Annotated in this window: 24 protein-coding genes; 11 read left to right on the forward strand and 13 right to left on the reverse strand. The window is 73.1% G+C overall.

Translation table 11 applies throughout. The annotated features are described in order from the left end of the window. Window positions 1-8 precede the first annotated feature (8 nt). Genes amaP through DAE25_RS11185 form a run of 7 tightly spaced genes read right to left on the reverse strand, consistent with a single transcriptional unit; the run spans window position 9 to window position 2,855 of the window. Window positions 9-593: an alkaline shock response membrane anchor protein AmaP gene (gene amaP / locus DAE25_RS11155; RefSeq protein WP_107766256.1), complete on the reverse strand. Its 585-nt coding sequence runs from the start codon at window positions 591-593 to the stop codon at window positions 9-11. 25 nt (window positions 594-618) lie between these two features. After that, window positions 619-1,116 carry a DUF6286 domain-containing protein gene (locus DAE25_RS11160; protein WP_107766257.1) on the reverse strand — a complete coding sequence of 166 codons (498 nt, stop codon included), beginning with the start codon at window positions 1,114-1,116 and terminating at the stop codon, window positions 619-621. After that, complete coding sequence (locus DAE25_RS11165; RefSeq protein WP_107766258.1) at window positions 1,113-1,547, reverse strand: Asp23/Gls24 family envelope stress response protein; 435 nt, start codon at window positions 1,545-1,547, stop codon at window positions 1,113-1,115. The genes DAE25_RS11160 and DAE25_RS11165 overlap by 4 nt, the downstream gene beginning before the upstream one ends. Further along, on the reverse strand, window positions 1,540-1,716 hold the full coding sequence (locus DAE25_RS11170) for a DUF2273 domain-containing protein (protein ID WP_082600440.1): 177 nt from the start codon (window positions 1,714-1,716) through the stop codon (window positions 1,540-1,542). Before DAE25_RS11170 ends, DAE25_RS11165 begins: the two co-directional genes overlap by 8 nt. 11 nt (window positions 1,717-1,727) lie before the next feature. Next, entirely contained in the window at window positions 1,728-2,084 is a 357-nt protein-coding gene (locus DAE25_RS11175) for a hypothetical protein (RefSeq protein WP_107766259.1), read from the reverse strand. Then, window positions 2,081-2,395: an Asp23/Gls24 family envelope stress response protein gene (locus tag DAE25_RS11180; RefSeq protein ID WP_199907540.1), complete on the reverse strand. Its 315-nt coding sequence runs from the start codon at window positions 2,393-2,395 to the stop codon at window positions 2,081-2,083. The genes DAE25_RS11175 and DAE25_RS11180 overlap by 4 nt, the downstream gene beginning before the upstream one ends. Next, window positions 2,385-2,855: an Asp23/Gls24 family envelope stress response protein gene (locus DAE25_RS11185; RefSeq protein ID WP_107766261.1), complete on the reverse strand. Its 471-nt coding sequence runs from the start codon at window positions 2,853-2,855 to the stop codon at window positions 2,385-2,387. Before DAE25_RS11185 ends, DAE25_RS11180 begins: the two co-directional genes overlap by 11 nt. Before the next feature lie 155 nt (window positions 2,856-3,010). Here DAE25_RS11185 and DAE25_RS11190 point away from each other — a divergent pair, with 155 nt between their 5' ends. Together DAE25_RS11190 and DAE25_RS11195 are read left to right on the forward strand one after the other, a co-directional pair. Further along, window positions 3,011-3,568, forward strand: a complete 558-nt coding sequence (locus DAE25_RS11190; RefSeq protein ID WP_056888071.1) for an RNA polymerase sigma factor — start codon at window positions 3,011-3,013, stop codon at window positions 3,566-3,568. Continuing rightward, window positions 3,559-4,035, forward strand: a complete 477-nt coding sequence (locus DAE25_RS11195) for a hypothetical protein (protein WP_107766262.1) — start codon at window positions 3,559-3,561, stop codon at window positions 4,033-4,035. The genes DAE25_RS11190 and DAE25_RS11195 overlap by 10 nt, the downstream gene beginning before the upstream one ends. Window positions 4,036-4,041: 6 nt before the next feature. On the opposite strand, the gene DAE25_RS11200 is transcribed toward DAE25_RS11195, so the two are convergent. Continuing rightward, window positions 4,042-4,923 (reverse strand): Fpg/Nei family DNA glycosylase, encoded by an 882-nt coding sequence (locus DAE25_RS11200; RefSeq protein ID WP_107766263.1) that lies wholly within the window; start codon window positions 4,921-4,923, stop codon window positions 4,042-4,044. A 53-nt stretch (window positions 4,924-4,976) separates the two neighbouring features. On the opposite strand from DAE25_RS11200, the gene DAE25_RS11205 reads away from it, so the two are divergent. Next, on the forward strand, window positions 4,977-5,255 hold the full coding sequence (locus tag DAE25_RS11205) for a hypothetical protein (protein ID WP_107766264.1): 279 nt from the start codon (window positions 4,977-4,979) through the stop codon (window positions 5,253-5,255). 90 nt (window positions 5,256-5,345) lie between these two features. Further along, window positions 5,346-6,542, forward strand: a complete 1,197-nt coding sequence (locus DAE25_RS11210; protein WP_107766265.1) for an ATP-binding protein — start codon at window positions 5,346-5,348, stop codon at window positions 6,540-6,542. An 84-nt stretch (window positions 6,543-6,626) separates the two neighbouring features. On the opposite strand, the gene DAE25_RS11215 is transcribed toward DAE25_RS11210, so the two are convergent. Next, the gene (locus DAE25_RS11215; RefSeq protein WP_107766266.1) at window positions 6,627-7,046 is read right to left on the reverse strand and encodes a DUF2177 family protein; all 420 of its coding nucleotides are present in this window, start codon (window positions 7,044-7,046) and stop codon (window positions 6,627-6,629) included. Between the two features lie 96 nt (window positions 7,047-7,142). Between DAE25_RS11215 and DAE25_RS11220 the strand changes: the two genes are divergently transcribed. Beyond that, on the forward strand, window positions 7,143-7,736 hold the full coding sequence (locus tag DAE25_RS11220; RefSeq protein WP_159083683.1) for a mycothiol transferase: 594 nt from the start codon (window positions 7,143-7,145) through the stop codon (window positions 7,734-7,736). Between the two features lie 112 nt (window positions 7,737-7,848). On the opposite strand, the gene DAE25_RS11225 is transcribed toward DAE25_RS11220, so the two are convergent. After that, window positions 7,849-8,853 (reverse strand): NHL repeat-containing protein, encoded by a 1,005-nt coding sequence (locus DAE25_RS11225; RefSeq protein WP_107766268.1) that lies wholly within the window; start codon window positions 8,851-8,853, stop codon window positions 7,849-7,851. Between the two features lie 117 nt (window positions 8,854-8,970). Here DAE25_RS11225 and DAE25_RS11230 point away from each other — a divergent pair, with 117 nt between their 5' ends. The 5 genes from DAE25_RS11230 to nhaA all read left to right on the forward strand — a co-directional run bounded on the left by DAE25_RS11230 (window position 8,971) and on the right by nhaA (window position 12,827). Then, window positions 8,971-9,771: a glycerophosphodiester phosphodiesterase family protein gene (locus DAE25_RS11230; RefSeq protein ID WP_056888078.1), complete on the forward strand. Its 801-nt coding sequence runs from the start codon at window positions 8,971-8,973 to the stop codon at window positions 9,769-9,771. 10 nt (window positions 9,772-9,781) lie between these two features. After that, complete coding sequence (locus tag DAE25_RS11235; RefSeq protein ID WP_107766269.1) at window positions 9,782-10,720, forward strand: DUF5926 family protein; 939 nt, start codon at window positions 9,782-9,784, stop codon at window positions 10,718-10,720. A gap of 176 nt (window positions 10,721-10,896) precedes the next feature. Beyond that, the gene (locus DAE25_RS11240; RefSeq protein WP_107766270.1) at window positions 10,897-11,235 is read left to right on the forward strand and encodes a YnfA family protein; all 339 of its coding nucleotides are present in this window, start codon (window positions 10,897-10,899) and stop codon (window positions 11,233-11,235) included. A gap of 47 nt (window positions 11,236-11,282) precedes the next feature. Continuing rightward, on the forward strand, window positions 11,283-11,453 hold the full coding sequence (locus DAE25_RS11245) for a hypothetical protein (protein ID WP_159083684.1): 171 nt from the start codon (window positions 11,283-11,285) through the stop codon (window positions 11,451-11,453). An 81-nt stretch (window positions 11,454-11,534) separates the two neighbouring features. Next, window positions 11,535-12,827, forward strand: coding sequence for a Na+/H+ antiporter NhaA (gene nhaA, locus DAE25_RS11250; protein ID WP_107766272.1), 1,293 nt, complete (start codon window positions 11,535-11,537; stop codon window positions 12,825-12,827). A 13-nt stretch (window positions 12,828-12,840) separates the two neighbouring features. On the opposite strand, the gene DAE25_RS11255 is transcribed toward nhaA, so the two are convergent. Beyond that, entirely contained in the window at window positions 12,841-13,236 is a 396-nt protein-coding gene (locus DAE25_RS11255) for a MerR family transcriptional regulator (protein ID WP_199907541.1), read from the reverse strand. A 64-nt stretch (window positions 13,237-13,300) separates the two neighbouring features. Between DAE25_RS11255 and DAE25_RS11260 the strand changes: the two genes are divergently transcribed. Continuing rightward, window positions 13,301-14,815: a SulP family inorganic anion transporter gene (locus DAE25_RS11260; RefSeq protein ID WP_234410980.1), complete on the forward strand. Its 1,515-nt coding sequence runs from the start codon at window positions 13,301-13,303 to the stop codon at window positions 14,813-14,815. 19 nt (window positions 14,816-14,834) lie between these two features. On the opposite strand, the gene DAE25_RS11265 is transcribed toward DAE25_RS11260, so the two are convergent. Together DAE25_RS11265 and DAE25_RS11270 are read right to left on the reverse strand one after the other, a co-directional pair. Next, window positions 14,835-15,887, reverse strand: coding sequence for an adenylate/guanylate cyclase domain-containing protein (locus tag DAE25_RS11265; protein WP_107766274.1), 1,053 nt, complete (start codon window positions 15,885-15,887; stop codon window positions 14,835-14,837). Window positions 15,888-15,985: 98 nt separating this feature from the next. Then, on the reverse strand, window positions 15,986-16,360 hold the full coding sequence (locus DAE25_RS11270; protein WP_107766275.1) for a cyclic nucleotide-binding domain-containing protein: 375 nt from the start codon (window positions 16,358-16,360) through the stop codon (window positions 15,986-15,988).

Below are 16,360 nucleotides of genomic sequence, written 5' to 3' on the forward strand. Positions count from 1 at the left end.
GGTGTGGATCAGCGGACGCGCACCCGGGTGGTGCGCCCCCGTCTCCTGCGCTGCGGGGCGTCGAGGACGACCCGGCACTCGACCCGGTCGTCGGGGAACGCCGCAGCGACGTGCTGGCTGGTGGTGGCGACCGCCTCGGTGAGCGCCTCCACGTCGGCGGCGGGGTCGACCCGGCCGCGCAGCTCGACGAGCGTCGTGGCGCCGTAGGAGCGCACGGTGCCGGACGGGTCCACGACCGGGGCGATGGTGCCGAGGTGGGCCGCGGCCGCGGTGGCGACGGAGCGTACGTCGACCTCGAGCCGGCCGGTCTCGTCGCTCGCGGACAGCCGCGTCGTCGAGGAGGCCTCGCGACGCAGGTGCGCCAGCAGCCACCACAGGCCGAGCAGCCCCAGGAGGACGCCCGCGACGGCCAGGACCCACGGCCACCAGGCGGTGGTGACGACGTCCTCGGCAGCGCCGGTGCGGACGGTCTGGTCGTACGACGAGAGGACGAGGTTGTACTGCCAGTCCACGGCCAGCAGGCCGAGGGCCACGAGGGCCAGGCCGACCACGAGGACGAGCAGTCGGTCGAGGCCGAGGAGCGTGCGGGTCATCGGGACACCTCCCGGGTGCGGACGGTCACGGCGGCCCGGGTGAGGCCCTGGACTGGGACTGGAGTGCGGAGTCGACCCGCTCGGCGACGGCCGTCGGGTCACCGCTGGTGACCACCTCGACGGTGATGCGCCGGCGGCTGACCCGCGTGGCGTCGGCGGAGATGACGCCGGGCGCGCGGTCGGCGACGCCGCGGGCGAGGGCCGCGACGGCGGGCGCGGACAGCCACAGGTCGCCGTCGGCGTGGGCCTGCAGGTGGGTGCGAGCGGCCGGCTTGATGGCCACCCACACCAGCACCAGGCCGAGCAGGGCGATCACGACGCCGACGGCGGCGACGCCCACGGAGGGGGTGAGGCCGTCGAGGGCGCGGACCGCGTCGAGCGACCACGGCGAGCCGCTCGCCCAGCGCTGGCTGACGACCAGCTCGCGGACCGCCACGGCGGCGACCGCGATCAGGACGACGGCGATCAGCGCGGCGCCCAGCACCGCGGCCGGGCGGGCCTTGGGGGGCGTGGAGACACTCACTGGACCCTCCTCTGCTGGTGGTCGACGGCGTCGGGCGTCACGGCGTGGACGGTGACGTCGACGGTGCGGATGAAGACGCCGGACTGGCGCGCGGCCTCGCGGAGCACGCGGTCACGGACGTCGGTGGCGATGCGGGTGACCGGCGCGGGCCACACGGCGGCGACGTCGACCTCGACGCGGGCCCGGCGGCCCTCCATCGTGATGGACGCGCGGGGCGACCCGGTGCCGATGAGCTTGCCGAGCGCGCCCTGGTGGGCGACGGTGCCGGGGGTGTCGAGGACGGCCCGCTCGACGATGTGCTGGATCGCCTTGGTGCGGACGTCGAGGGTCCCGCGCTCGGCGGGGTCGGCCGCCACGAGCTGCGGTCCGGACGGCTCCTCGGACGGTACGACGGGTGGTGGCGGCGCCGTGGCGGGCGCGGCCTCAGCCACGACGACCCCGGAACAGGGAGCCGAGGTCGAGCTCGCCGTCGACCTGTCCTCCGATGAGGTAGCCGCCGCCGCCCAGCACGAGGGCGAGGAGCAGTCCGAGGAGGCCGCCGGTGACGATGGCGATCGTCAGCAGCAGGCCGGCGAGCAGGCCGAGGGTGGACGTGGTCATGGTGGTCTCCTTCAGAGGTGGCCGTAGCGGCGGGAGCCGGGCAACGACCGTGGGATGCGGGTGCGGATCGTGTGGACGAGCTGTCTGCCCGAGGCGGTGATGCGGCGGACGGCGCGCGAGCGCGGCGTCGTACGGATGGTGGCGACGGGGTTCGTCGCGGAGCCGCCGGCGGATCGGCGGTGGCGTGGCCCGGCGGGCGGGGGCGGCACGGCCGCTTCCAGGGCCCGCATGGCCCGGTCGAAGTCGTCGGGGTCGCCCCCGAGGTCGGGGTGGAGCTGCCGGGCGGTGGCCCGGCGGAGGGATCGTCGCGCGGCCTCCCCCCCGGCCAGGCCGCGCGACGGGTCTGTGTCGTGCGTCGGACCGGTCACGCCGAGCCCGGCGCGACGACGTCCTCCACCGTCACGTCGACCGGACCCCCGACGAGCGGGCGGACGGCCTGGCGGACGAGGTCGGAGGTCTCCTGGATCGGCGCCCCGAACTCCAGCACGACATGGACGTCGCAGCCGGGCTCGAGGAGCCGGACGCCATTGACGCGGCGGCCGGGGAGGTACGTCGCGACCTCGCCGACGACGCCCGCGTGCAGTCCGTGGACGCCGGGCACCGCGACGACGGCCTCGGCGACGAGGTCGGCGTCGGTGCGGTCGGTGGCGTCCACGGGACCGGGTCGGTCACTCGACACGCGAGCCGGTGCTCTCGTCGTCGATGCCGTCGCCGTCGGTGTCCATGAAGATGTCGTGGACGGTGATGTTGACCTCGGTGACCTCGAGGCCGGTCATCCGCTCGACCGAGCCGACGACGTTGCGCCGGATGGCGGCGGCCAGGTCGGCGATGGACACGCCGTACTCGGCGACGATGTCGAGGTCCACGGCGGCCTGGCGCTCGCCGACCTCGACCGCGACACCCTGGCTGAGGTTGGTGCGGGAGCCGGGGATCCGCTCGCGGACGGCGCCGACGGCGCGCGACGCACCGCCACCGAGGTCGTGGACGCCGCTGATCTCACGGGTCGCGATGCCGGCGATCTTGGAGACGACGGTGTCCGAGATGGAGGTCCGGCCCTGCTCGCTGACCAGGGCGGTGTCGTTGCCGGGGCGGCTGACGACCGCGGCGGATCGGGTCGTGGGGGTCGTGGTCTCGCTCATCGTGTTGCCTCTCGTCTGCGTGTTGGGACAGTGGTTAGTCGTCGCGAGCGGCCGATTCCTCACGCCCCGTTCGTGTGGCCTGCGTCACGCCTTCCGCCACGTCCTAGGGTGAAGGCCGGGACACAGGTCCCTCGGGCTGTCGGAGGGGGTGGGGAATGTCGGGTTTCGTGGCCGAGCCGACCGACGATGCCCTGGTCCGGGCGGCCCGACTCGGCGACGAGGACGCGTTCGCGGTGATCGTGGACCGCTACGGCCCCGGGATGTACCGCTACGCCGTGCGGCTGGTCGGCTCGGAGAGCGATGCCGGCGAGGTGACCCAGGAGGCACTGGTGTCGGCCTGGAAGGACCTCGCCACGTTCGCCGGGCGCTCCAGCCTCAAGACGTGGCTGTTCCGGTTGGTCCACCGCCGGGCCGCCGACCTGCAACGGCACCGCAAGGCGATCCCGGTCAACGACGACCTGTTGTCGACGATGGTGCGCCCGGCGCAGGACAACCCCCTGCAGCAGGTGCTGGACGCCGAGCTGCTCGCGGCGCTGCAGGTGGCCCTCGCGGAGCTGCCGTGGCACCAGCGGGCCGCCTGGCTGCTGCGGGAGGTCGAAGAGATGAGCTACGACGAGATCGCAGTCACCCTGGGGGTGTCCGAGGGCAGTGTCCGCGGGCACCTGCACCGGGGCCGACGCACCCTGGCGGAGAGGATGGCACGATGGCGATAGAGCCCAGACCTGACCCGCTCGACCGGGCCCTGGAGGCCGCGCGGCACGACGAGCCCGCGGGCTGGATCGAGCTGTCCGGGTCGATCATGTCCCGCGTGCGGGCCACGGTCGCCCCGTCCGAGCCCATCCTGGCCTTCGGCCACGACGGGGCCACCGAGCGCGACGACGCCGGCTCCCGCACGTGGGTATCCGCCCGGATCCTCACCACCGCGCTGCGGCGCGCCCTGCGTGAGCCGACCCTGGCCCCGGAGGCCATCGACCTGGTGATCGAGGACGAGCGGCTGCGCCGCGTCGAGGTCACCCTCGTCTGCTCCTACGGCATCGACCTGCGCGCGCAGGCCGAGGTCGCCCGCGACGAGGTGCACGCGGTGGTCCTCGGCATCCTCGGTCCGGACCCCGAGTTCACCCGCGGCAGCATCGACATCGTCGTGTCCGACGTGGTGGTCGGCGACCCCCACGTGGTCTAGGGGGAGCTACTTCAGCAGCCGGCTCATCCGGCGGTCCGCGAGCGGCTTGCCGCCGGTCTGGCAGGTCGGGCAGTACTGCAGGCTCGAGTCGGCGAAGCTCACCTCGCGCACCGTGTCCCCGCACACCGGGCACGCCTGGCCCGTCCGGCCGTGGACGGCGAGGTGGGACTTCTTCTCGCCCTTGAGCTCACTGGCGGCCAGGCCACGGGACCGCTCGACGGCCGCGCCGATGACGGTGCGGATCGCGTCGTACAGGGTCTGCACCTCGGCCTCGTCGAGCGAGCTGGCGGGCTTGTACGGCGACATGCGTGCGGCGTGCAGCAGCTCGTCGGAGTAGGCGTTGCCGATCCCGGCGATGGTGCCCTGGTGGCGCAGGACGCCCTTGATCTGCTTGCGGCCCTCGCTCTGCAGGATCCCGGCCAGCACGTCGATGGTGAACGCGTCGTCCAGCGGATCGGGCCCGAGCCGGGCGATGCCGGGGACCTCCTGCGGGTCGCGCACGACGTAGATCGCCAGGCTCTTCTTCGTGCCGGCCTCGGTGATGTCGAGCCCCGGCGTGGTCTCGAAGTCCGGGTCGTCGATGACCACCCGCGCGGCGAGCGGGTTCTTGCTGTTGGGGCGGGCGGGGAGCGCCGGCACGTCGTCACGCCAGCGGATCCAGCCCGCGCGGGCGAGGTGGACGATGAGGTGGGTGCCGCTCGCGGTGATGTCGAGGAACTTGCCGTGGCGGGTGACGTCCTCGACGAGGGTGCCGTGCAGCGACTGCAGCGGCGGGTCGAAGGTCTTCAGCGCGCTGAAGGCCGCCAGGTCGATGCGGGCGATCGCACGGTCGACGAGCCGGCCCCGGAGGTCCTGGGCCAGCGCTTCCACCTCGGGCAGCTCGGGCATGCGCCGAGTCTAGGACGCGTGACAGCCCCTTGTGGTCGGGGTCACAATGGACCATGGCCCAGCCGCGACCACTGCCCCGCACCGGGGCCGTCTACCTCGACCCCCGGGGTGAGGACCGGTCGCTGCGCGTCTCGTGGCACCCCGAGGCGGACGTGGTGGTCCTGTCGCTGTGGCGCGACAACCTCTGCGCCGGGACCTTCCGCCTGTCCGTCGACGAGGTCCCCGACCTGATCGCCATGCTCCGGACCGGTCTCACCGAGGCGTACGCCGTCGCGCGCGACCGCGCCGAGCGGGGTGGCGCGCTCCCCGAGGAGGGCAAGCAGGCCGGCTGAGCGTCGTACGGCTGCTCGTCCAGCTGCGACACGATCGCCGAGTCTCGCGATGTCTAAGGATCTGGCTAGAGAGCCCGATACCGTCACATCGTGGACCCGATCCGTAACCCCTACGCCCCCGGCGCCGGCCAGCGCCCGCCCGAGCTCGCCGGCCGCGACGAGCAGCTCGCCGCCTTCGACGTCGTCCTCGAGCGGGTGTCCCGCGGTCGCCCCGAGCGCAGCCTGGTGCTGACCGGGCTCCGGGGGGTCGGCAAGACGGTGCTGCTCAACGCGCTGCGCGGTGCCGCCGTACGCCGCCAGTGGGGGACCGGCAAGCTCGAGGCCAGGCCCGACCAGGGGCTGCGTCGTCCGCTCAGCGGGGCGCTGCACCAGGCGGTCCGCGAGCTCGGCCACCGCGATGCCGACAGCGTCGACCACGTGCTCGGCGTGATCAAGGCCTTCGCCCAGCGCGACGCGGGGCCGGCCGCCAAGATGCGGGACCAGTGGAGCCCGGGGATCGACGCCCCGGCCGTCCGCGGGCGGGCCGACTCCGGCGACATCGAGATCGACCTCGTCGAGCTCTTCACCGACCTCGGCGGGCTCGCCGCCGACAAGGGCAAGGGCATCGCGATCTTCATCGACGAGATGCAGGACCTCGGCCCCGACGACGTGTCGGCGCTCTGCGCGGCGTGCCACGAGATCAGCCAGTCGGGGCTGCCGGTGATCGTGGTCGGCGCCGGACTGCCGCACCTCCCGGCGGTGCTGTCGGCCAGCAAGTCCTACTCCGAGCGGCTCTTCCGCTACCAGCGCATCGACCGCCTCACCCGCGAGGCGGCGGACCTCGCGCTCACCGTGCCGGCCGAGGACGAGGACGCCCTCTACGAGGCGGGTGCGCTCGAGGCGATGTACGCCGCGACGGGCGGCTACCCCTACTTCATCCAGGCCTACGGCAAGGCCGTCTGGGACCGCGCGCCCCGCTCGCCGATCACCGCGGCCGACGTCGCGGTGGCCGCTCCCGAGGCCGACGCCGAGCTCGCGGTCGGCTTCTTCGGCAGCCGCTACGAGCGGGCCACACCGGGGGAGCGCGACTACCTGCGGGCGATGGCCGACGTGGCCGGCACCGAGCAGGACGCGCCCGACGCCGTCCCGACCGCGGACGTCGCGGCCGCCCTGGGCAAGAAGCCCCAGTCGCTGAGCCCGGCGCGCGACTCGCTGCTCAAGAAGGGGCTGATCTACTCCGGCGAGCGCGGCCGGATCGCGTTCACGGTGCCGCACTTCGGGCGCTACCTGCGCGAGCACGCCAACTAGGGCCTGACCACCCGGATCAGCGGGGAACATCGTCCGGCCCTGCGCGGGACGATCTTCCCCGGTGACGAGCCGACGACCAAGAGGTCAGCGGGCCCAGGCCGGGAGCCGCTGGACGACGGCGTACGTCCCGACCCCGACCGCGGCCGAGAGGAACGTCCCCCACGCCATGTCGATCGGCACCAGCGCCGCCGGCCAGCCGTCGACGACGGCCAGGTTGGTGAGCTCGTAGACCCCGTAGACGACGAAGCCGAAGAACGCGCCGACCCCGACGGCCCGGCGCCACGACCCCGCCGCGACGGCCGGGTGGATGACGAAGTGGACCAGCCCCGCCAGCAGCACGAGGTAGACGAGCACGGCGGCCAGCACGTTCGGCGACTCGGCCCGCAGCGCCCCGAGCTGCTCGTCGTACAGGTCGGTGGCGACGGTGCTCAGCCAGAGCACGTCGATCACGCTGAAGACGACCGCGGCGACGAGGAACTGGGTGAGCCAGGCAGACACGCGCATGCGCACAGTATGGAGGGCGACTGCGGACCGATCCTGTCCGCCTGCGGCGGGAGGGTGGAGGCACGGCAACAAGCCACCACAGACAGGGGAGTCCCCATGATCGAGCCCACCACCCGCACCGAGTCCGAGGCCCTCACCGCCTTCCTGCGTGAGCAGGTCGTCGCCGCCCGCACCGCCGCGCACGGCCTGACCGACGATGAGGCGCGGATGACGCCGACGCGGTCCGCTCTGAGCATCGGCGGGATCCTCAAGCACCTCGCCACCGCCTGGGTGACGTGGGAGCGCCGGGAGGCGCAGAACCGCGGCGAGCGGGGCTGGGAGCTCACCGAGGAGGACTACGGCGTCTTCTACGGCAGCTTCGCGCTCAGCCCCGACGAGACCCTCGAGCAGGTCGTCGAGCGGTACGACGCCGCGACGGACGCCCTCCTCGCCGCGGTGGCGGCGGTGGACCCGTCGGCCGAGGTGCTGGAGGCGCCGGCGCCGTGGTTCGGCCGGATGGAGCCGAGCGTGGTCAACCGGCGCTCCCTGGTGCTGCACATGATCGAGGAGTTCGCCCGGCACGCCGGCCACGCCGACATCATCCGCGAGCAGCTCGACGGCGCGCTGGCCGGGCAGCTGACCATGGCGGTGGAGGGGATCGAGGGCAACGACTTCATCCAGCCCTGGCGCCGGGAGACCGCCGACGCCTGATCCGGCGCGCGTCCGGGGGAGGGGCGACCCTCGACCCGGGGTAGTCCGTGACGAAGGGACCCCGGACACTCGATTTCAGGGGTCCGATCGTCACGGACTACCGACGAGGGGGTCAGCGCGTGCGCGGGATCTCGGCCCGGCTCACCCAGTACGCCGTGCCGGGCTCGGCCGGCGTGGTGAAGCGGGCGTTGGGCAGGTAGAGCCAGCGTCCGAACGCCGCCACGGTGGTCGGGACGTCCACGGCCGCGTCGAAGTCGGTCCCGGCGATGGTGTCGACCAGCATCCCGGCGCTGCCGTCGCGCTCCATCTCCAGGACGGCGACCTGGTCGAGGCGGTTCTGCACGACGTACAGCGTGCGGCCCCGCAGCAGCATCCCGTCGCCGTTCTCGACGGACGCGCCGTCGAGGTCGACGACCCGGGCGTCACCCGTCCCGCGGTCGACCCGGTAGAGGACGCCGGCGTTGACGACGAGCAGGGCCGAGCCGTCGGGGGTCTCGGTCAGGCCGTTGGCGCCGTTTACCCCGACCCCCGGCTGGACCCACTCGCCGCCCAGCGGCACCGTGACGACCTCGCCGGCCGCGGGCAGGAAGCCACCGCGACCGAGCGGGAGGGCGAAGAGCCGGGCGCTGCGCGAGTCCGTGAACCACACGGTGTCGTCGACGATCAACGAGTCGTTGATGAAGCGGTCCGTCGCCGTGGAGAGCTGGTAGCGCGCGAGCAGCTCACCGGTCCGCGTGTCGACGACGCGGGCGTCACCGGCCGTGCCGCCGGAGACGAAGAGCCGTCCGCGCTGGTCGACCTTGAGCCCCACCGCCGGGTTGCCCGGACCGGGGCCCTGGCTGATCGTCTCGCCCTCACCGGTCCGGAGGTCGACCTCGTGGATGTCGCCGTCGGCCCGGGAGCCGAACCACGCCGTGGCGCCGCGGCCGATGGTGATCCCCTCGGGCTGGAAGCCGTCGGGCAGCTCGATCCGGGGTGGGAACACGTCGTCCGGAGGACCGGCCGTCGCCCCGGGGGCCGTGGTGAGGCTCGCGGCCAGACCGGCGGTGAGCAGGGCGGAGAGGGCGGCGGCGAGCGTGGTCCTGCGTGCGCCGCGGTGTCGTCGGGTGCTGGTCATCGTGCAACCTCATCGTCGGGCGCCGGCCGTGCTCGCCGACGCGAGGGGTGGTGGTTCCGCCACGGTACGTCGACGTGGGTGACGCTGCTCTCGCGTCCGGAGCCCTACCCTCGACGCATGAGGCCGCAGGTCGTCGCCCACCGGGGCGCCAGCGACGAGACCGCCGAGCACACCCTGCGCGCCTACACCCGGGCCATCGAGCTCGGTGCGGAGGCGCTCGAGTGCGACGTACGCCTGACGGCCGACGGCCACCTGGTCTGTGTCCACGACCGCGACCTGCGGCGCACGGCGTCCTCGCGCGGCCTCGTCTCGACGATGAACCTCGCCGAGCTCGACGAGCTGGACTTCGCCCGGTGGAAGAACCCGTGGTCCGACATGGACGACGAGGCTCCGGAGCTCGACCCCACCGACGGCAAGGTGCTGACGCTGCGCAAGCTGCTGGAGACGGTGGCCGATGCCGATCGCCGGGTGGAGGTGGCCATCGAGACCAAGCACCCGACGCGGTACGGCGGGCTGGTGGAGAAGCGCGTCGTCGAGCTGCTCTCCGACTTCGGCTGGGACCGCGCCGGCAGTCCGGCGCGGGTGATGAGCTTCTCGTTCACGGCGTTGCAGCGCACCAAGCGGCTCGCCCCCGACGTCGACGTCGTGATGCTCGTGGAGAAGGCGCACCACTGGCCGATGCTGCGGCGGGTCGTGGGCGACGACTGGATCATCGGTCCGGGCATCGGCGAGCTGCGTGAGCACCCGGGCCTGCGCCGGTCGCTGCGGCGGGCGGGTCGCCAGGTGCACGTGTGGACCGTCAACTCCGAGGCGGACCTGCAGCTGTGCCTCGACCTCGGCGCCCGGGCGGTCATCACCGACCGGCCGGCCTACCTCCTCGAGCTCCTCGACGGTCCGCCCGACGGAGGCGTTGGATAGCCTCGCCCCCATGGCGAAGAAGTCCCGCACCAAGGCCCGTGACCACGCTGCTCCCGTCGACGGCGAGGTCGGCCCGCGCCAGCCCTGTCCCTGCGGCTCCGGCAAGCGCTACAAGGCGTGCCACGGTGCCGCCGGCGGAGCCGCTCCGGCGTTCGTGAGCCGTCCCTTCGAGGGCATGCCCGGCGAGTGCGACGTGATCGCCCTGCGCGAGCTGGTCCCGGCCGCCACCGTCCCGCTGGACGTGAAGGGCACCGACCGCGAGGTGCGACTGTGCACGCTGCTGCCGATGGCGGCGCCCGCGATGGTGCGCGACTCCGGAGCGATCTGGCTGGGCCTGCAGGTCGCACACCAGTACGGCGATCCCGCCCGCGACCTGGGTGCCGTGCTGGAGAAGGCGCTCGCCACCGAGGAGCCGGGGATCATCGGCCTGACCGAGGCGCCCGGCGAGGGCCCGCGGCTCCAGGACCTCATCAACGACACCGAGCTCGACATCACGGTGCACGACGGCTTCGGCTACTGGATCGACGACGTCGAGGACCAGGACGCGTCGACGCAGGCCGCGCTCGAGCAGGCCAACGGCGCCGCCAACCCGACCACCCGGCTCGCGAGCGTCGAGGCGGCGTACTGGACCAACGTGGGACCCAAGGAGCACCTGCGCTGGGTGATGCCGCACCCGGAGGACGAGCTGCTCAACGCGCTGGCCCGGCTGCACGCCGCCGGGAAGGACAGCGTCGCGGAGGGCTCGCGCTTCGTCGGCATGTTCCGCGCGCACGGCCTGCTCGCGCCCGTCTGGGACCTTCCGGTCGGCACCGGCGCAGAGGTGCTCGAGGAGCCCGCCCAGCGCTTCGCCGCCGAGCTCGAGAAGGCGCTCGCCGACACCTCCGACCTGACGCCGGAGCAGCGCTCCGCCCGGGCCGGGCTGGCCAACCGACAGGTGACGATCCGTTAAGGATCAACTTGATTTGGCTCAAGACCTTGTCGGCGTTGTGACCGGACGGTAGGTTTTCGTTCGCCCGGTCGTTGTTGTTTCCCCCGTCAACAGCGGCCGGGCCACCACATTTCATGCGGAAGTCCCCGCGCCGTCGCTTGGCCGGCCGCCGCCTCCGGGCTGGCACACTCGCGACCATGTCGATCGCCACGTCGCTGCTCCTGTTCGCCCTGGCCGCCGTCGCCGAGATCGGCGGCGCCTGGCTGGTCTGGCAGGGCGTCCGGGAGGACCGCGGCTGGGTGTGGATCGGTGCCGGCGTGATCGCGCTGGGTCTCTACGGCTTCGTGGCCACGCTCCAGCCCGACGCCAACTTCGGCCGGATCCTCGCGGCGTACGGCGGAGTGTTCGTCGCCGGCTCGCTGCTCTGGGGCATGGTCGCCGACGGCTTCCGGCCCGACCGGTACGACGTCACCGGCGCGCTCATCTGCCTGGTCGGGGTCGCCGTGATCATGTACGCCCCGCGCGCCACCGTGTGACCTTCGACGACTGGGCGCCCCGATTCCTCCCCGGTACCGTGGGGGTCGTGACCGACTGCTGCGCCGCCCCGCTCGTGGGGATGCGTGCGTCGACAGCCGACGGGCAGACGCTCTCGGCGATCGGCACCAACGGGTACGTCTCGACCTGGGGCGACCACCAGACGGGATGTCCGGCTCCTCGAGCCCGGGTGCTCCCGGTCCGCCCCGCGCGGCCCTGAGCCCAGCCTCCGACCCGTCCCGCACGCGTCGACGCTCCCCCGAGGAGCCGTCCGCGTGCCAGCTGCCTGTCCGGAAGAGCCATGACGCCCCACACCCATGCCACCCCTGCCCCGTCGACCCGTCTCGCCCGCCTCGGTGAGTGGTCCCGCCTCGAGCTCAGCGGCGGGATCCTCCTCGCGGCCGCCACCGTGCTGGCCCTGGTCGCCGCCAACTCCCCGGCGGTCGACCTCTACACGGCGGTCCGCGACGCCGCTTTCGGCCCCGAGGCGCTGCACCTCCACCTGACCGTGGGCGAGTGGGCGGCGGACGGGCTCCTCGCCATCTTCTTCTTCGTCGTGGGCCTCGAGCTCAAGCGAGAGTTCGTCGCCGGCGACCTCAGCGACCCGCGCCGGGCGCTGGTGCCGATCACGGCCGCGGTCGGTGGTGTGGTCGTCCCCGTCCTGGTCTACCTCGCTGTCGTCTCCGCCCTCGGCGGCGGCGCCGCCGAGCTGGCCGGGTGGGCGGTCCCCGCAGCCACCGACATCGCCTTCGCGGTCGCTGTGCTGGCTCTGGTGTCGACGCACCTGCCGGCGGCGCTGCGCACCTTCCTGCTGACCCTGGCGGTGGTGGACGACCTGATCGCCATCACGATCATCGCCGTGGGCTTCACCGACGGGCTCGACCTGATGACGCTGGGCCTGTCGCTGGTCGCGATCGTCGCGTTCGCGGTCGTCGTACGACGTCGCCCGGTGTGGTGGCTGCTCGTCCCGCTCGCGCTCGTGGCGTGGACCCTCGTGCACGCGTCCGGCATCCACGCCACCATCGCCGGGGTCCTCCTCGGCCTGAGCGTGCCGGTCATCGACCAGGGCGTCCGGGCCGAGTCGGCCGCCGAGCGCGAGGAGGCCGCCGCGCACGGCCCGGCCGCGCGACTGGAGCACCTGCTCAAGCCGTGGTCGTCGTGCCTGGCGGTGCCGGTCTTCGCGTTCTTCGCCGCCGGCGTCACCGTGGGCGGACTGGGTGGGCTCGCGGAGTCGGTCTCCACCCCGGTCGCGCTGGGCACCATCGCGGGGCTGGTCCTCGGCAAGGCGGTCGGCATCACCGGCGCCGCCTGGCTCGTCACCCGGGTGCCGGGGGTGCGGCTGGACGACGACCTGCGCTGGCCCGACCTGCTCGGCGCGGCCCTGCTGGGCGGCATCGGGTTCACGGTGTCCCTGCTCGTCGGCGAGCTCGCCTTCGGCACGGGCAGCGGCTTCGACGACGACGTCAAGGTCGGCGTCCTCGTCGGCTCCCTGGTCGCGTCGGTGCTGGCCCTGGTCGTCCTGGCCGCCCGCAACCGGCACTACCGCGGTCTCCCGCACGTGCACGAGGAGGCCGTGGGGGCGGTCGGGCACTGAGCGGTGGCGGAGGTCAGCCCCGCCGGGTCGTGATGAGGTCGATGAACTCGTCGGCCATCTCGAGCTGGCGCACCAGCGCCCGACGCCGCTCGGTCGCGTCCTGGCGGATCTCGTCGAGGCGCTGCCGGACGGCGTCGCGCTCCCCGACACCCGTGGCCGGGTCGTCGAGGGCCTCGATGTCGCGCATGACCGCCTTCATCTGGTCCAGGCTGAAGCCGAGCGGCTTCATGCGGCGGATGACCAGGACCTTCTCCACGTCCGCCTCGGTGTAGAGGCGGAACCCGCCGTCGCTGCGTCCCGACGGCTGGAGGAGGCCGACCTCCTCCCAGTGCCGCAGGCTGCGCAGCGACAGCTCGGTGCGCGCGGCGACCTCACCGATGTGCATGACCGCCTCGGGGTTGGTGCTCACGTGGTCCCTCTCACCTCGGTCCGGATTGCAACCCTACCCTTACGTGAGGTTAGAGTTTCCGCTCGTGCCCCATTCTGCCTCCCCGACCTCCACTCCCGTGCTCGAGCCGACCGTGCGCAACGCGCTGCGGTCGCCACGGATGCTGCGCACCGAGGTCCTCGCCGGCCTCGTCGTCGCGCTCGCCCTCATCCCCGAGGCGATCTCGTTCTCGATCATCGCCGGGGTGGACCCCCGGGTCGGGCTCTTCGCGTCGTTCACGATGGCCGTCTCGATCGCCTTCCTCGGTGGCCGCCCGGCGATGATCTCCGCCGCGACCGGCGCCATCGCCCTGGTCGTCGCGCCCGTCGCCCGCACCTACGGCCTTGACTTCCTCATCGCCACGGTCCTGCTGGGTGGCGTGCTCCAGGTGGTGCTGGGCCTGGTCGGCGTGGCCAGGCTGATGCGCTTCATCCCGCGCTCCGTCATGGTCGGCTTCGTCAACGCGCTGGCCATCTTGATCTTCATGGCGCAGGTACCGCACCTGGTCGACGTCCCGTGGCTCGTCTACCCGATGGTGGCCGTCGGCATCGCGATCATCGTCGCCCTGCCGCGCGTCACCACCGTCGTCCCGGCGCCGCTGGTGGCCATCGTGGCCCTCACCGGCTTCACCCTGCTGGCGGCGCTCAGCGTCCCCGACGTGGGTGACGAGGGCGAGCTGCCCGACAGCCTCCCCGGCCTGCTGCTGCCCGACGTGCCCTGGACCCTGGAGACGCTGCGCATCATCGCGCCGTACGCCCTCGCCATGGCGCTGGTCGGCCTGCTCGAGTCGCTGCTGACCGCCAAGCTGGTCGACGACATCACCGACACCCACTCCGACAAGACCCGGGAGGCGTGGGGCCAGGGTGCCGCCAACGTCATCACCGGCTTCTTCGGCGGGATGGGCGGCTGCGCGATGATCGGCCAGACGATGATCAACGTGAAGGCCTCCGGCGCCCGCACCCGGATCTCCACCTTCCTCGCCGGTGTCTTCCTGCTCGTCCTGGTCGTCGGCTTCGGTGACGTGGTCGCGCTGATCCCGATGGCGGCACTCGTCGCGGTGATGATCATGGTGTCGGTCGGGACCTTCGACTGGCACTCCGTCCGGCCCGCCACCCTGCGCCGGATGCCGAAGTCCGAGACCGTCGTGATGGCGTCCACCGTCGTGGTCACCGTGCTCAGCCACAACCTCGCCATCGGCGTCGGCGTGGGCGTCCTGGTCGCGATGACCCTCTTCGCCCGCCGGGTCGCCCACCTCACCGAGACGCACCGTGAGCTCGTGGAGGACCGGGACGGCACCACCTCGGCCGTCTACCGCGTCACCGGGGAGCTCTTCTTCGCCTCCAGCAACGACCTCTACACCCAGTTCGAGTACGCCGACGACCCCGACCACGTGGTCATCGACCTGTCGGCCTCGCACGTCTGGGACGCCTCCACGGTGGCCTCGCTGGACGCGATCACCACCAAGTACGAGCGCAAGGGCAAGAGGGTCGAGATCATCGGCCTCAACGCCTCCAGCGCCGAGCGCCACGAGCGGCTCTCGGGTTCGCTGCCCGCGCACTGACCCCGACCGGCGCCCTGCGTCAGTCCCGCTTGGGACGCCGCAGGCTCCACGCCTCGAGGCGCGAGTAGCCCTTGACCGAGACGCGGCGCAGCCGCTTCAGCCGGTACGACGGGGTGTCGGTGTCCGGCTCCTCGGCCGCCGGGTCGTCGGGAGTCCCCGCCGCCCCGGAGGAAGGCGGCTCGGTGGAAGCCGCCGCGGAGGAAGGCGTCTCGGCGGGCTCCTCCTGCGGCGACAGCGCGTCGTGGAGCCCCCGGTCCACGACGACCGTCCCCGGGCGGGCCACCGAGGTGAGCCGGGCCGCGATGTTGACCGTCGGGCCGAAGACGTCGCCGAGCCGGCTCACGACGGGTCCGAAGGACAGGCCGGCGCGCACCGCGGGGAAGGGGTCGTCCTCGTCGAGGCCCCGCTCGACGAGCGCCAGCGCGATCTCGGCCGCCGCGACGGGGTCGTCGGCGGTGAGCAGGACCTCGTCGCCGATGGTCTTGATCACCCGGCCCCCGCGGTCGACGGCAACACCAGTCGTCTCCTGCTCGAAGCGCTCGATCCACTGCACGAGCTCGCCCTCGGAGAGGTTCTTGCTGTGGGTGGTGTAACCGACGATGTCGACGAAGCAGACGGCCATGTCCACCTCGGCGGCCCCGGTCGACTCCGCCGTCAACAGCCGGCTCGCCGCGCTCGCGAGGTGCCGGCGCCAGACGTAGGACTGGAGCGCCTCCACCCGGGGGAGCACCCCGGCTGCGAGCTCGGCCATCCGGACGTCGGGGTCGGGCCCCTCGACCGCCAGGCCGGCCAGCAGGCTGGTCTGCCACTCCGCGAGCCGGGCGTAGCTGCGACCCCATGTGCGTACCAGCGCGGCCTGCGAGTCCTCGCCCAGGATGCCCATCCGCATCAGGTCGGCCGTCAGCTCGAGGGCGCGCACGTCGCTGTCGGTGAAGGCCACCGTGTCGTCGCTCTGGTGGGCGAAGCCGAGCAGCCGCCACAGCTCCTGGGCCAGCTCCAGAGGCACGCCGGCGCGCTCGGCCACCTCGACCCGGGTGAGTGCGGGGGCACCGCCGAGCAGGAAGGCCTCCACGTCGTCGTACGCGTCGGCGAGGACCTCGGCGGACGAGGGTGCGTCAGCGTCCGGATCGGTGACCTCCGTCGCCGGAGCGGCCGGAGGGAGGTCGTCGGTCAGGGCTGGGCCTGACGCCCGGCGGTCGCCGACCGCACGGCCTCGCCGAAGGCCGGCACCTCCCCGACCAGGCGCTCGAGCGCCTCGCCGGTGAAGTGGATGACCCGCAGCGGGGTGGTGGCGACGATGCTGGCGGTGCGCAGCGAGCGGTTGAGGATGGCGGCCTCCCCGATGATCTGCCCCGGGCCGAGGGTCGCGACCTCCTCGCCGCGGCGGCGTACGGAGACCTGCCCCTCCTCGAGGATGTAGGCCTTGTCGGCCGGGGTCTGCTCCGAGATGGGGGACCAGCCCTGCGGCAGGGTGAGCGCCGTGCCGGCGGACCTGATCCGGGCGACGTCGGCGGGGGAGAGGCCGTCGAAGATCGAGGACGTCAT

This window comes from Nocardioides terrigena, from assembly GCF_003047265.1.
Taxonomy (GTDB): domain Bacteria; phylum Actinomycetota; class Actinomycetes; order Propionibacteriales; family Nocardioidaceae; genus Nocardioides; species Nocardioides terrigena.